Consider the following 15,168-nt stretch of genomic DNA (forward strand, 5'->3'; position numbering starts at 1 on the left):
AATCGTTATGTTCTTTTCTTTTTTCTTTTATACAAAAACAATTGCCATTTTTCTTCTGCTACTCCGGCTTTATCCATTTCTGCTCTGGCCATGGTGAAGAATAAATCTGATAATCTATTAATATAGGCAACTACATATTCTTCTACAGATTTAGGATCTTCATGCATTAAGGTAACCAATCTACGTTCACCTCTTCTTATTTGTGTTCTACACACATGACATAGTGCTGAAATTTCATTCCCTCCTGGTAATAAAAAATAGTCAGATGGAGAACTAATATTGGCTTCCATCTCATCCATCCATTGTTCACAAAAATCTGCTCCGTCTTTGGGTTTGGGATTAGGGTTTTCTTTTTTAGAATCTGATGGTCTTGCGAGGTGTGACATCATATCCATAAGATCTTTTTGAATTTTATGAAGATTTGGCTGCCACTCGTGGTCATTACCTAACTTTGCACGTAGCAATCCAATAGTAGAATTCGCCTCGTCCAAAGCTCCATTACATTCTATACGTGCAGAATCTTTAAATTCTCTTTTTCCTCCAAAGACTCCAGTTTTACCTGTATCTCCTTTACGTGTGTATATTTTCAAGGGATTAAAAATTTTAAATTAATACTGAAATTATGTCAATGAATGGTTATACTCCTTCTCCTACCAGCAATTTTTCTTCTAATACCTCCTGAATCTTTTGCTCTTCAAGTTCTTCACCAATAATTACTAATCGAGTAGCCTTGATTTCTCCATCAATCCACTTTCTATCAAAATAGTTTTCAAATCGATCTGCCACTCCCTGAACAATCATACGCATTGGTTTACCAGGCACATGGATAATTCCTTTAATCCTGTAAATATGGTATTCTGCTACTAGTGTTTTTAAATTTTTGATTAACGTTTCTGGAGTATGAGGTACTTTAATTTCTATTACAATAGAATTGATTGAATCATCATGATCGTGGTCATGATGGTGATGACCATGTTCATCATGATCATGGTGGTGGTGTTCTTCGTGATGAGAATGTTTGTCATCTACATGATCTTCGGCTTTAGCATCAATTCCTAATAGTACATCGGCAGGAATATTACCTTTTACTGCAGAAATCAACTTGATGTTGTTGCCAACACGATTCTGGATAATATCTCTCACTTGATTATATTCTTCTGTATTGATTAAATCTGATTTGGTCATTATAATCAAATCTGCACAAGAAAGTTGATCTTCGAATAACTCTTCGATAGAAGATTCGTGATCCAGGTTTTCATCGTCTAATCGCTGAGATTGTACTTTATCACGGTCACAAATTTCACCTGTGGCCTGTCCTACACAATCGACAACAGTAATTACAGCATCTACAGTGATTTGTGGTTTCAAATCAGGCCAGTTAAACGCTTTTAATAACGGTTTAGGCAATGCTAATCCCGAAGTTTCGATAATAATATGATCAATATCCTGTTTACGTTCCATCAATTGAAGCATGGTGGGCAAAAACTCTTCCTGTACTGTACAACAAAGGCATCCATTACTCAATTCTAATATATTTTCTTCTTCACACCCACAGTCGTTACCTTTTAGAATTTCTCCATCCATTCCTAATTCTCCAAATTCGTTAACAATTATTGCTAATCGTCTACCATTTGCATTTTTAGCAATTTGATGTATCAAAGTCGTTTTTCCAGATCCCAGAAACCCTGTAATAATCGTTACAGGTATTTTTTGTGTGTTTAAAGCCATATGTTCTTATCAAAAATGATTCTAAGCAAAACTATCTATTATTGCTTAAAGGAAAAAACAAATTATGATATGTTTATATTAGATTGTGCACATGTTTTTATAATGATCTACTAATAGAAATATATTAGATCGTTTTATTGCGATTTTGCCTCATTATTAATCTTTAAACATACATTCATTTCTATTGACAATCTATAAATAAAAAAAGCTGTCTAAAAATCACTTTTCAGACAGCTTACTTTTAATATTTTGATGATCGGTTATTCTTATTCTGGTAATATCCGGATCCAAATCTGGCATAGGGGTGTTACCTCTATTTAGTATTTCCTCTCATCATCAGCATTTTTAGTTATCCAGTATAAGAACTGGCACATTTGTTTTATTTATAGTTTGTTGAATTTTAGTATCAAAACCAATTGATTTACTCAGTGTTTGTTTGGCTTCTCTTTTTACACAAAGCAATCCTAATTTATTTTTTTCAATATATTTTGAGAGACCACTACTGGTATCCATTCCTTCTTCAAACTCAAAGATTACTGTATTTTCTACAATAGATTGCTCTTCAGGTTGTGAAAATGCCGTTGGTGTTTTAATTTGAGATCCTGTTTTCTTAATTTTAAACAATTTAAAAGGTATATCAGTACACTTTTTTAAATCCTGCACAATCCCGACTTCATTATGGATAGAGGTATCATCAAGAAAACCAAGAGATACATTATGGCCAGAAATAAGATGCTTATCATTTCCAGAAATAAGAATTCCTCCTTTATAATTCTTCAATAAATAAGAAGTTAATCCACCTCTCAAAAAGTTCACTCGTTTAGGTTTTCGTTTACCAATAACAACGATATCCGGATTTGTTTTAGCAATATGGCTTTGTACTTCGGCAATAACATTCCCGAAAGCAAAACTGTAAATAATAGGAATATTTTCGTTGTCTGATACAGTATCGACCAATTTTTGCATTGCCTTTTTTGAAGCAATTCTTTCTTCGTCTAATGTTCGTAATGCTGCTATTTGATTATCATACTGAACAACCTGCATAGGTGATTTTACATAAAAAACCTCTATTCCTGCATCTATAACCTTTGCCAAATTCACAGCATTTCGTAAAGCTGTGTATGAAGATTTGGTTTGATCAATTAATACTAATAATCTGTATTTTGTTTTTAATATACGTTTTTTCATAAGTTTTTATTTTAAGCGCTTTTAGGGCGTAATCTGAAAAATTTAATAAAACTGTCTGGATTTTCTATAGTACCTCTTTCTGAAATAAGTTGAATGTCGATATTCCTATTTCTTGCTTTTTCAGAAAAGTCTTCAAGAATTTCGACAATATCATTGTCTAAATATCTCGTTTTTCGAACATCAAGTTCTAGATAGGTATCTCTGGGAAGACTGTCTAATTCTTTAAGAATAGCACCTTTATTAAAAAATGTTACTTCTTCTGCTAATGTCATCTTTATTTTATGTTTTCCGTTACTCTTATCTTCGATATGCAAGAAATGTGAATTTTGAAAACTCTTTATCAGAATAACTACAACACCTACTAATAAGCCTAGTCCTATCCCTACCAAAAGATCTGTAAATACAATACCTGTAACTGTAACTATAAACGGAACAAATTGTTTCCAACCTAATTGATACATGGTTTTAAATAATCCTGGCTTTGCAAGCTTATACCCAACAATAAAAAGAATTGCAGCTAATACAGATAACGGAATCTTATTTAAAAGTCTTGGTATTAAAATTATAGAAATTAACAACAAAAACCCATGTAAGATTGCTGCCATTTTGGACTTACCTCCTGATTGGATATTTGCCGAACTACGTACAATTACCTGGGTAACAGGTAATCCTCCGATGAGTCCAGAAATAATATTTCCTGTTCCCTGAGCCAATAATTCTCGATTGGTTGGTGTTACTCGCTTACGAGGATCTAGCTTATCGGTAGCCTCTACACACAATAAAGTTTCTAGACTAGCTACCAGAGCAATAGTAAATGCAGTTACCCATATTTGAGGGTTAGTAATGGCTCCAAAATTCGGAAAACTAAATTGCGCTAAGAACGAAGATGCATCTTCTGGTACAGGTACACTTACCAGGTGTTCTGAAGAGATTCCCCAGGTGCTATTTCCTGCGGTAACTATAAAGTATATAATACCGGCAGCAACTGCTACCAAAGGTCCTTGAATAAGCTGAAATATTTTTCCTTTTTTAGAGAGTACTTTACTCCATAATATAAGAACTCCAAGGCCGATAACTGCAATTAAAGTAGCTCCAGGGCTAATAGCATTAATTGCATTTAAAATTTCTGAAAACGTATTTTCTCCATCTACCTGAAAGAATGCAAAATCACCTTCTGGATCTGCATCATATCCAAAGAAATGCGGTATTTGTTTAAGTATAATGATAATACCTATTCCTGTAAGCATTCCTTTAATTACTGATGATGGAAAATAATATCCAATAATTCCTGCTTTCAAAAAACCAAATGCCAATTGTATCACACCACCCAAAACAACGGCCAAAAGGAAGTTTTGATAACCTCCCAATGCACCAATAGCGGTTAATACAATTGCTGCTAGCCCAGCTGCTGGGCCGCTAACACCAATTTGAGATCCACTCATGGCTCCTACTACGATACCTCCTACAATACCTGCTATCAGGCCAGAAAACAGAGGAGCTCCACTTGCTAAAGCGATACCTAAACATAAAGGTAGCGCCACAAAAAACACGACAATACTGGCCGGAATATCGGCCTTTAAATTTTTAAATAAATTTGAATTATTCATAGCTATTTAGATTTGAAAATGCCATACCCATTAGGTACAAAAACATTGAGCAATTAATAAGTTATTATGTAAATGATAAGTCCCATAATAATGGAACCAAATTGAAATATGATAAGGATTCGGATTAAGAAGTAGAATCCTAATTTAATAATTACACCTGTTCGGGAGGTGGGATGGGAATTTCGAGATCAAAATCATAATGAGGTTGTAGTACCTGATAACAAGAATGTTCTGAAGCATAGATAAAATGACGATCGTAAGAATTTAAAATTTTTAATTCATTTTTTTCATACTTACAATCATCTTCCTGTTTTTCTTCTTCATCAGAATCTTCTTCCCAATCTACTTCAACTAATTCGATATCATCATTAGTAAAAAGTGTAATAGTCTGCACTATTGGCTGTAACAACATACCTACAAGCACAATGATAAATGAACCATACTTTATAAAACTAAATATGTTATGACAAAATAACTTCATTTAGCAATAATTTTTTGTACTAAATCCGTATAAAATCTCACTATATTATTTTTTCCTTCTTCAACATCGGTTAATGAAGGAAGATGTTGAGAAAAATAACGTTGATGGTGTGCTCCCTCAATTACTGTTGAGATAAGCATATGTGGAAACTCAAATTTTGGATTTATCTCCAAAACCATATCGCTTACTCTTTGTACAACTCTTTTATAAGTTTTATAGAATCCTTTTTTATTTTCTTCATCTACATCCTTTGTATGATATGCTTTAGCAGATTCTGAAATGATAATTTTATTAAGTAGTACTTTATTAATAAAAGTAAAAGAGTTGTCTTCTTTTACTTCTTGAGTAAATAGTGTGATAGCAATGTTCAATTTATCTTTTGCAGAGGTAATATTTGTCGTTGCAAAAACCAGTTTATACTCAATCCAACTCCAATACCAATTGATCAAGTATACCAATAACGCATGCTTACTTTCAAAATAACGATAAATCGAACTTTCATTAGATCCTATAGCGACCCCTAGCTTCCTAAATGTGAAAGATTCAAAGCCTAAATCATTTATCATCTCGATACTAGTCTGTACTATTTTCTTTCCTAAATCAGAGGATTCAGGATTTTTGGTGTATAACTCCGGATTAATTGTTATATGTATTGATAAACTTTCCATACTAGAAAGGCAAAGATATGAAAGTATTACTATTAAATTGAGGTCGTTTAACTATTTTTTATGAAAGTATAATATTTATAAACCTCTGATATAAGCTAACATACTGCCTTTAGCTCATTATACATTGGATCTTTTTCGATCATGTTTAACAGTTTCTTTTTGGCTTCAAATTTCTTTTTTCTGGTATACCCTTCAGAATGTCCTATGATTTTCGAAATCTCTTTCATTGATTTTCCTTCAAAGAAAAGAGATAATAGTTTCTTATTCTCTATACTTAGTTTTTGAAAGTGTTTTCTATAAAGATGTTCGCGTTCTTGATTTTCGATATCAGCTACTAAAGAGTTATTGGTTCCTTCTTCAAAATGATACCACCCATCATCGATAACGAGTTTTTTCTTTTTCTTTAATCGATTCCTCCACAGGTTTTTACAAATCCCATAAAAATAGGTTTTTATTGGTACTCGTAGCTCTAAAAGACCTGATCGTAACTTCTGATATAGCACAACTAAGGCATCCTGAAAGACATCTTCTACATCTTCAAGATTTCCATTATTGCGAAGAATATATCCCTGAATGTATCGTATATTTTCTTTATAAAAACAGGTTAGTATTTTCTCGTCCCCATCAATGATTCCCGCTATGATTATTTGATCGTTATTCATCATTATTGTGAGTTTGTATCTTTTAGGGTTTAGGTAATACCATCTATCTTTTGAATTTACTTAGATAAAATATTCTTTTTTCACTTCAGTTTCAGAATGAAAATAAACCGTTCCCCAACTATGCTTGATTTTCATTCATCACTGAAGCAAAAAAAATCTTAATTTTCTTTTCCGGTAAATTCAAACAACAAATGGTATAAGCTCATTGTCATTTATCGCTCACTTGCCTTTATGATACAAACATAAATCGACTACATTAGATGTCCTTACAGATTTCTGTAATGGGGTCTATTTTTTACAAAAAAAAGTTATTACGCTGCTTTTGAAGATATCTAATACTTTTTCTGTATCAGTTGAAATTCGGATAGTGTTTTATGCGACAATAAACCAAAATTTGATATAAGAAAATAACTTCAATTCGAATGATTCGGCATAGATCAGGGCAGGCTAAAGTCGAGGAGCATTCTGAAAAATTACTCGAATTGACGCTTTTTAAATATTTTAACTTACCTCGAAACTCAAATCATAATATTCCTAAATCCTTTACAATAGCTACCAGATGAGTGGTGTTTTTTGCTTTGAAGTCATCAAAAAGTTTACTTACTCTTTTATCAATCGCACTCTCACTGTTTGGAGATATATTTTGTTTTTTAAGCTTGATTCTGATTTCTTTTTTGGTAAATCCTTGTGATAATTCTTCTAGCAGTATGATATCCAAATCATCTAGATGAATCATAGTATTTGCGGCAGAATTATTGGTTAATTCTGGTGGCCATACTGTATTACCTTGATAAACACCATCTACGCATGCTACTAATTCTTTTATGGCATGCTGACCTTTACAAACGTATCCATCGATGTTAAGTTTTTCGAACAACATTTTGATTTTATCTGGTCTGTTTTCCTGAGAATATACAATCACTTTAATATCCGGTTGTATACTTTTGATATCTTTTATGAGCTCGATACCCGAGGTTCTGGTCTGGACCTTATGATCTTCTCTAAATGAAAGATCTGTGATCAATAGCTCAAATACTTCCCTGTCATTATGCGCCTTTCTGAATTTTAGATAGGCATCATCACAATATTTAGCTTCCTCAATATTATGGATTCCAATTTTATCATTTAGTACTTTTATAATGCCTTGATTGGCAATTTCATAGTCTTCTGCTACCAATACTTTAGAAAACATCTTGCTGACTTTTTAATTAGGGATTTGTATTTCGGCTTTAAAGCCTTTGCCTTTTTCTGAGTCAAAGATAAGAGTTCCTTGTATAGCTCGAATACGGTTTTCTGTATTTCGGAGTCCATTTTTGGATTGTACATGTTCTTCTGTTACCCCTACACCATTATCAGAGTAGTTAATTGTGAGGGTATCATTAGCATTAGAAAACCTTAATTTAACCAGGTTGGCCTGACTATGTTTCTGCATATTGGTCATTAGCTCCTGCAATACTCTGTATACCGTTATTTTTATGGTTTTATCCATCTCATCCCAATCAATTCTATCAAACCCTATAGCAATTAACTGAATCCCATTTTGGGTATAGTTTTTTAGCATATTATTCAATTCTTCTGGATAGGTCTCACCAGTTTCGAACTCATTATTTTCGCGCGAGATATCGCGTGCTTTGAGATAGGTCGTATTCAGTTTATCTTTAATATGAGGATCGTGAGGGTCGCTTTGATATTGCATCATCACCTGAAAAATATCATTCCCCAGCTCATCATGCAATTGTTTAGAAATACGGGTTTCGGTTTCATAGCTGGCTTCAAACTGTATTATTTTATTTTGCTGGTTGAGATGATGCATTTGTTGTTTAAAAAAATAGATTATAAACCCAATACCTGTAATTAATAGCAACATCCCGAGAAGGTAGATTGTATTTTCGTTACGAACCTCAGATATTTTTCTGTTTTTTTCTGCGTTCTCTTTTAGTAAGTTTTCATTCTCGAATCGCGTAGGTGCATAGATTTCTCGAGTCTTTTTTCGAAGTTGCATGAGTTTAAGACTAGCTTCTTTAAAGCGTTTATGATCTTCTAAGGAATTTGGATCCAATTCGGTAATCAAAGTTAGTACTTCCAGTAATGCCTCATAATCGCCAAAATCTTTTAAGCTTTGGTAGGCTTCCCGAGCATGATATTTTGCTTTTCCTAAGTCTTTATTTCTATAATACTTAGTAAGATGTATGTTGCTTGCAAATAAACCGAATATACTTTTTTCTTGTTGCCTGATACTGAATGCTTCTAATAGCATCGTTTCGCTTTCTACATTCTTAGGATTTTGAAGGAATTTAATATGCCCCAGATTACTTAAGATTTGGGCATATCGTGTTTGTTTTTTTATTACGTTCTTATCTTTTAATAAGGACTGCAAAATATCAATACTTTCCCGGTATTTTTTTTGCTTTGCCAAAATATTTGCTCGAGTATTTTTAAAAATAGGTAAGTTGCTTATTCCTATTTCCTTTCTTGCTGTAGAATCTTTAATCACGCCCATAATTTTATTATTCCATAAAAGAGCTTGATTATAGTTTCCCAATTCTTTAAATGCTAAAGAAATGTTTTGATACAACCCGTAGATAGTTTTATATTGATCAGAATTTTCTACATATTTTAAACCGTCTGTAGCGGTTGTTTTACAGGCATTATGATCTCCTAATCTTCTTTGAATATTAGACATATTCATTAGAGATTTTCCAGCGTTGATACTATCTTTAAGGTTTCTGTAAATCTTAAACGATTGGTTATAATACCCAAAAGCTTCTAGATAATTATCAAGTTTTTTGTTATAAAATCCTAATCTATAATATGCTTTTCCTATATAAATACTATCCTGATTTTGTTGCGCAAGCTGTAATAATAAATAAGATTGATCCATTGCTTTTTCTGGGCCTTTATACTTGTTAAGCAACTTTGCATATAACGAGAGTCCTTTATGCCGTAACGAATCAATTTTCAGCTTTCTGGTTCCCTGTAAAAAGTTACTTATAGCCTCTAACCTCTTTTCTTCAGCTTTCGAACTACTAGAGGCAATATCATAATAGATATGTAAAGAATCGATTTTTTTGATTACCAGAGAAGAAATCGGATCATTGGTAACATTATGATTACAGGAATTGAAAAAAACACCTATTACTATACCTAAAAAAAAGAGGGATGTAAACGTGTATCGTTTCATCCCCCAAAAGTACTAAATTATAATGATTAAGATTAACTCTCATCATCTCCTATTTCTTCATCTTCTCCGGTAGTACTTAACACTTCAGTTTTTAGGATTTCGTTTTCTTTAACGCTATCATCTGGCGTACAAGAAGCAAAGTTGACTCCTAGAAGTATGGCTATTAGTATGTATTTTAAAGTTCTCATTGTTGCTAAATTTTTTGTTTTCCAAAGTTTAGGGTACGCCCATAGGTGTCAACCCCAGATCGGTATGTTGTTACATACCCATTACCTATGGGAATCATCAATTGGTTTTTGGGAAAGTGTAATCCAATACAGTTGCGATACCCTACTTTCCCCTTTTGGGTAGCAGCAAACTGTAATTTGGATGTTTTTGATGGGTCAGTTTTCTGTATTTTCTATGCAATCCGTTTGTAGCCCCAACAATTTGTTAAGTATACACGCTGTGGATATTGATTTTTTAGATATACTTGGTTTTCAGGCTTTTTACACCAAAAACTATATATAGTCCTAAAAATCCTATAGTGTTATAGAAAATACTGGTTGGTAGTGTTAGTAACAGTTAGAGTATGTAATTAATGTATTAGAGATCTTACATTGTTAGATACTTGATCGATCATCCTGTTCGGTTTTTCATATTAGCACTTGCTAATACGGTGTGTTCATTGCTCGAATGGAAATCGATTTTTTTCTTACTATTGCTTAGCTTGCCTCGAGAGGCAAACTCAATCACTTATACGAATTATCATTACTCTTATAAAGTTTACGAAACGAATACTTTACAAGAAACATAACTGCCTTTGATTACTACTTCATGGAAGTTTTTACTTATAATTTGAAGTGTTTCTTCCAATCTTTCGCCATCTAATGATTCGGATATCACTTTTGGAAGAGGATTAACAACCGAAGTATATAAACCCATCCCAAGGACACTTCCGAATGCATCGGTTAACAGATGGTTTCTGTCCTCCTGTCCTTTTTTAGAATTTTGATTATACTTCATTGTTTTATTTTTTAGTTAATTAATTAGCATATAAATATTCAGTATGAATACGCATTCTTTTTACGTAGTCAATTAGTATTATTTTTTCTAAAACTGAACAAATAATATAATGCTTGTATTGAGATACAAAGATACGGATATTTTTAAGATCCTACAACTATTTTTAAATATTAATTTGTTGATTGTCAGTTACTTAAAATAAAAATTAAGCAAAGAAATCCCTGTCCGTTTTATAACAGATTTTGGATATTTTGGCAATCACCTAACTACCTGATACTTGCTTTCCAATCACTTACTCTTTATGTACTATTTAGCTTTTACGCATTCCTTTAAAATTTTACTTATTTTCTTTTAAATTGTTTTATAACATATTACTATTTAAGTGTGTTTTACTATTTCTCTCTATTGGTTTTATGATTACGATCAGGTTTTATGTTTTTGAATTTGGTTTATACCAAAAAACCTGAATAAAAAAAGCGTCCAATTTCTTGGACGCTTGCTATATTATATCGTTTTCTAATTTATATCATCTCAAAAAACAATTACAATAGTCACATAGCGTCCTCTCTTGTAGAAAGACTTCATTAATCCATCGATAATCGCACTGATTAAGCCGCAATATTAATGCCATATGTATACTATTCTGTTTCATTTTGTTATACAAAAAATAACGATTTTAGTCTTATTTTCCAAATTAATGCGCAAATATATGTATTTGAATATGAATTCGATCCAGGTGATAATCAAAATTTAATAAAGTATCTTATTTTATTCTAATTAAGACCGGTAAATGATCTGAAAGCAATAGGTTATTCTTTCTTCTATCATCAACATTGGTATAGCTACTCACTATTATATTTCTGGTCAGGATGTAATCTATTCTTGAAGTTATCTTTTTTTCTGAATTGAAACCATTAAAAGTTCCCTTTGGACCGTATGGAGGAGTTTTACTAATCTCAAATGAATCTTCTAACTTGGTTTTTAATATTTGAATAGGTTTTGCTTTTGGCAAACAGTTTAAATCTCCAATTACTGCAATGCGTTCGTCTTCTATTTTCATTTTTTTAATTAGACCGAGTACTAATGTAGAAGAATTTTCCCTTGCTACTTCTCCAAGGTGATCATAATGACAATTAAAAACATGAATAGTATCATTAGTAGATTTATCTTTAAATTTACCGTAGGTCACAATTCGCTCCATTGCGGCATCCCAACCAATAGATACTGTATCTATTTTTTCTGAAAGCCAAAATGTTTTAGTTGCTATCAGCTCAATAGTATTAGTATTAAAAAATAAAGCAGCATATTCTCCTTTTTGGTTACCATCTCCTCTACCTACACCAACAAAACTGTAATTTGTTAACAGGCTGTCTAAATATGTTACCTGGTCATTTAACCCTTCTTGAATTCCTAAAATATCGGGAGAGTAATATTTTATCATCTGTACTACGTCTAGCTTTCTATTCTCCCACCAATTTTCGTTATCATTAGGATTGTTATACCTTATGTTATAAGACATTATAGATTTTTGAGCGCTAAGGTTTAAAGTAACTAATACGAATAGAGCGATCAGCTTTATATTTTTTTGTTTTATTATCATTAACAAGAATCTATATATTGTTTAGTTACTTAAAAATAATACCTTTTAAAAGCTTCGATCCCAGCATAATCTGTTAATCCCAATTCATGATATTTCTTTGCGGTATCTTTATTACGTTCTTCTGCTCTTACCCAAAATTCTCTGGTATCATCTCCCTGAAACATCACATTATCTTTTTGAGATTGATGAAAAAATATTGCTTTTCGTTTTTTAAGTACCTCATCAGGACTTAGAGGAACGGCCATTTCGATATCATGGATATCCCATTCCTGCCATGCCCCACGATATAACCATACCCAACAATCTTTCATGAACTCCTCTTCCTTACTATTTTCTATTACTTTAAACAATATATCCAAACAGACTTTATGGGTTCCGTGAGGATCTGCCAAATCTCCTGCAGCATATATTTGATGCGGTTTTATATCTCGTATTAACTTGGTAAGAATGGTTATATCTTTCTTATCATAAGGCTTCTTTTTTACCGTTCCGGTTTCATAGAATGGTAAATCCAAAAAACTCACATGAGTATCAGGCAATCCCAAAAAACGAGTCGCTCCTAATGATTCTACTCTTCTTATCTGCCCTTTAAGGGTTCTAATCGCCATAGCATCAATAGCATTCTCCTTTTTCTTTTTAAGTTCGGTAATGATAGCATCAATATTTACACTTCCTACATTTTCTAATGACATGCTTTTAGCAACCTCTGCATATTTAATGGCTTCTTCGTCAGATACTGCTATATTCCCCGAGGTTTGATACGCTACATGTACCTCATGTTTTTGTTCGATCAAGCGAAGAAAAGTACCTCCCATTGATATTACATCATCATCTGGATGAGGGCTAAGGATTAAAACTCTTTTTTTATGAGGTGTATTACGTTCTGGCCGGTTAGTGTCATCTGCATTTGGCTTACCTCCTGGCCACCCTGTAATAGTAGATTGTAGTTTATTAAACATATCGATATTAAGATCATAGGCCGATCCTTTTTCTGCCAACAATCCAGACATTCCATTGTCATTATAATCTTTATCAGTAAGTTTCAGTATTGGTTTTTGTACTTTCTGGCTTAACCAGACGATTGACTTATTTTTGATTTTTTCATCCCAAATACAAGACGCTACTATCCAAGGGGTTTTAATTCTGGTTAATTCTCCGGTTGCTTCCTGATCTAAAACAAAAGTGGTGTTTTTATGTTCTTGTAGATACGATGCAGGAATATCAGATTTTATAGCTCCTTCTATTGCTTCTTTTACGACAGGTGCTTTTTTATGCCCGAAGGCCATGATTACTATTCGCTTAGCTTTCTTTATGGTTCCTATTCCCATAGTAATGGCTCTTTTGGGGACATTTTCTAAGCCCAAAAAAGCTTCAGCAGCATCAGATCGGGTTATGTGATTTAACGTGATAATTCGTGTTCCCGAATTTGGATGTGAACCAGGTTCATTAAATCCAATATGCCCTGTTCTTCCGATTCCTAATAACTGAAAATCTAAACCTCCTACTGCATTTATTTTTAGCTCATAATCTATACAATATTGATGAAGATCTTTTTGTGACACCGTGCCATCTGGTATATGAATATTTTCTGGCAAAATATCTATATGATTAAATAGGTGTTCATGCATGAAGTAATGATAGCTTTGCACATTTGTTTTTTCCATAGGGTAGTATTCATCTAAATTGAATACTATAACATTAGCAAAGCTTAGATTGTCTTCTTTATGAAGTCGAACTAATTCTTCGTAAACCTTAATAGGGGACGAACCTGTTGCTAGTCCTAAAACACAATAGTTCTCTTTTGTTTGTTTTTCTTTTATTAATGCAGCTATTTCCTGAGCAATTACTATAGATGCATAATCTGAGTTTTTGAATATAACATTGTGAATTTTTTCAAACTTGGTGTTTTCATAAATTCCGGCTTCCCTATAACTAATATCTTCAAACCCTTTTAATTCAACTTTAGTAATCATAATCATTTTCAATTGCTATTAGATTTCACGGTAAGAGTAATTGTACTTACTCTTCTTCAGGTTTACTATGACTTATAGTTTATGTAATGAAATCTATTTGTATTAATTTTTAAATTGCTTAATATTTCTAAAATGTACTGCTACCCTTATACATCGGTACTTTATTACCGTTATAACTCATTAAAAAAATCATTATCTATTAATCTGGCCGCACCTATAAGAGCTGCACTCTCTCTAAGTGTACTTTTATAAATCGGTATGGTAATATTTAGTTTGTTAAGTGTTTGGATTAAGCTTTCAATAAAAAACGTCCAGGCGTTACTAATATTACCTCCAATTACTATAGCTTCTGCCTCAAAATCTCGTAGCCAGGGAGCTAGAAAAACTGCTAAATTCTCTGAGAATTCTTTAAAAATTTGTACGGTTACCGTATTATCTTTTTCATACCTAATGAGTTCTTTTACTCCACTTATTTCTTTATTAGTAATTTCTTTATAACGTTTTTGAAACCACACAGTAGAAAAATTAGTATCTGCTATGTCATTTCCGAATGGTAAATGATACAACTCTCCGTATAACGGAACTCCTTTTCCTTCTAATGTAGGAATTCCTTTTTCTAAAAAAGTAGCTCCCAGACCTGTTCCTAAAGTAATTGCAATAGCTTTATTAAAAGAAATCAACTCTCCTACCCAGGCTTCTCCTATTCCGAAACAGGCTGCATCATTATAAAACCGAACAGAAACAGAAGGTTTTAGGCTTAATTTTTTGATAATATGATCTTTAAGATTAAGATTACTTAGCTTCTGAAACTTATTTTCTCCTTTACCAGGAAAAACTCCTTTCACATAATCAAAAGGGCCTGGCATAGCTATACCTATTCCCTTTAATTTTTGATTTCCTAAATTATCAATCGCCATTTCTATAACACCGATCCAGCTATCTAATATCAGATCTGAATCAGATGTATTACTAATTTTCATTGTATAGATGTTTTGTACTTGATTTGGTACGTTTTCATCTATAATAGCTACGGAAATATGACTACCTCCGATATCTACTCCTAGAACCATTTTTA

At 32.6% G+C, this 15,168-nt stretch carries 14 protein-coding genes; all 14 read right to left on the reverse strand.

What is annotated here, in order from left to right:
- Positions 1 to 5 precede the first annotated feature (5 nt).
- Complete coding sequence (locus Z053_RS0100550) at positions 6 to 590, reverse strand: cob(I)yrinic acid a,c-diamide adenosyltransferase (RefSeq protein WP_025663080.1); 585 nt, start codon at positions 588 to 590, stop codon at positions 6 to 8.
- Positions 591 to 636: 46 nt separating this feature from the next.
- Positions 637 to 1,728 carry a cobalamin biosynthesis protein CobW gene (cobW, locus tag Z053_RS0100555; RefSeq protein ID WP_025663081.1) on the reverse strand — a complete coding sequence of 364 codons (1,092 nt, stop codon included), beginning with the start codon at positions 1,726 to 1,728 and terminating at the stop codon, positions 637 to 639.
- A gap of 345 nt (positions 1,729 to 2,073) precedes the next feature.
- Positions 2,074 to 2,916, reverse strand: a complete 843-nt coding sequence (locus Z053_RS0100560) for a universal stress protein (RefSeq protein WP_025663082.1) — start codon at positions 2,914 to 2,916, stop codon at positions 2,074 to 2,076.
- A gap of 11 nt (positions 2,917 to 2,927) precedes the next feature.
- On the reverse strand, positions 2,928 to 4,523 hold the full coding sequence (locus tag Z053_RS0100565) for a SulP family inorganic anion transporter (RefSeq protein ID WP_025663083.1): 1,596 nt from the start codon (positions 4,521 to 4,523) through the stop codon (positions 2,928 to 2,930).
- 151 nt (positions 4,524 to 4,674) lie between these two features.
- Positions 4,675 to 5,004: a hypothetical protein gene (locus Z053_RS0100570; RefSeq protein WP_025663084.1), complete on the reverse strand. Its 330-nt coding sequence runs from the start codon at positions 5,002 to 5,004 to the stop codon at positions 4,675 to 4,677.
- A complete protein-coding gene (locus tag Z053_RS0100575; protein ID WP_025663085.1) occupies positions 5,001 to 5,672 on the reverse strand; it encodes a TetR/AcrR family transcriptional regulator in 672 nt (223 codons plus the stop codon). The genes Z053_RS0100570 and Z053_RS0100575 overlap by 4 nt, the downstream gene beginning before the upstream one ends.
- Before the next feature lie 95 nt (positions 5,673 to 5,767).
- Positions 5,768 to 6,337, reverse strand: a complete 570-nt coding sequence (locus Z053_RS0100580) for an RNA polymerase sigma factor (protein ID WP_035094542.1) — start codon at positions 6,335 to 6,337, stop codon at positions 5,768 to 5,770.
- A 520-nt stretch (positions 6,338 to 6,857) separates the two neighbouring features.
- The gene (locus tag Z053_RS0100585; protein WP_025663087.1) at positions 6,858 to 7,526 is read right to left on the reverse strand and encodes a response regulator; all 669 of its coding nucleotides are present in this window, start codon (positions 7,524 to 7,526) and stop codon (positions 6,858 to 6,860) included.
- Between the two features lie 12 nt (positions 7,527 to 7,538).
- Positions 7,539 to 9,515, reverse strand: a complete 1,977-nt coding sequence (locus tag Z053_RS0100590; protein ID WP_025663088.1) for a tetratricopeptide repeat-containing sensor histidine kinase — start codon at positions 9,513 to 9,515, stop codon at positions 7,539 to 7,541.
- A 32-nt stretch (positions 9,516 to 9,547) separates the two neighbouring features.
- Positions 9,548 to 9,703: a hypothetical protein gene (locus tag Z053_RS31245; protein ID WP_160170031.1), complete on the reverse strand. Its 156-nt coding sequence runs from the start codon at positions 9,701 to 9,703 to the stop codon at positions 9,548 to 9,550.
- A gap of 577 nt (positions 9,704 to 10,280) precedes the next feature.
- A complete protein-coding gene (locus tag Z053_RS0100600; RefSeq protein ID WP_025663089.1) occupies positions 10,281 to 10,520 on the reverse strand; it encodes a hypothetical protein in 240 nt (79 codons plus the stop codon).
- A 763-nt stretch (positions 10,521 to 11,283) separates the two neighbouring features.
- Positions 11,284 to 12,039 (reverse strand): endonuclease/exonuclease/phosphatase family protein, encoded by a 756-nt coding sequence (locus Z053_RS0100605; RefSeq protein ID WP_160170032.1) that lies wholly within the window; start codon positions 12,037 to 12,039, stop codon positions 11,284 to 11,286.
- 110 nt (positions 12,040 to 12,149) lie between these two features.
- Positions 12,150 to 14,093, reverse strand: a complete 1,944-nt coding sequence (gene nagB / locus Z053_RS0100610; RefSeq protein WP_025663091.1) for a glucosamine-6-phosphate deaminase — start codon at positions 14,091 to 14,093, stop codon at positions 12,150 to 12,152.
- Positions 14,094 to 14,263: 170 nt separating this feature from the next.
- Positions 14,264 to 15,163, reverse strand: a complete 900-nt coding sequence (locus Z053_RS0100615; RefSeq protein ID WP_025663092.1) for an ROK family protein — start codon at positions 15,161 to 15,163, stop codon at positions 14,264 to 14,266.
- Positions 15,164 to 15,168: the final 5 nt, after the last annotated feature.

This window comes from Aquimarina megaterium XH134, assembly GCF_000520975.1.
Lineage (GTDB): Bacteria > Bacteroidota > Bacteroidia > Flavobacteriales > Flavobacteriaceae > Aquimarina > Aquimarina megaterium.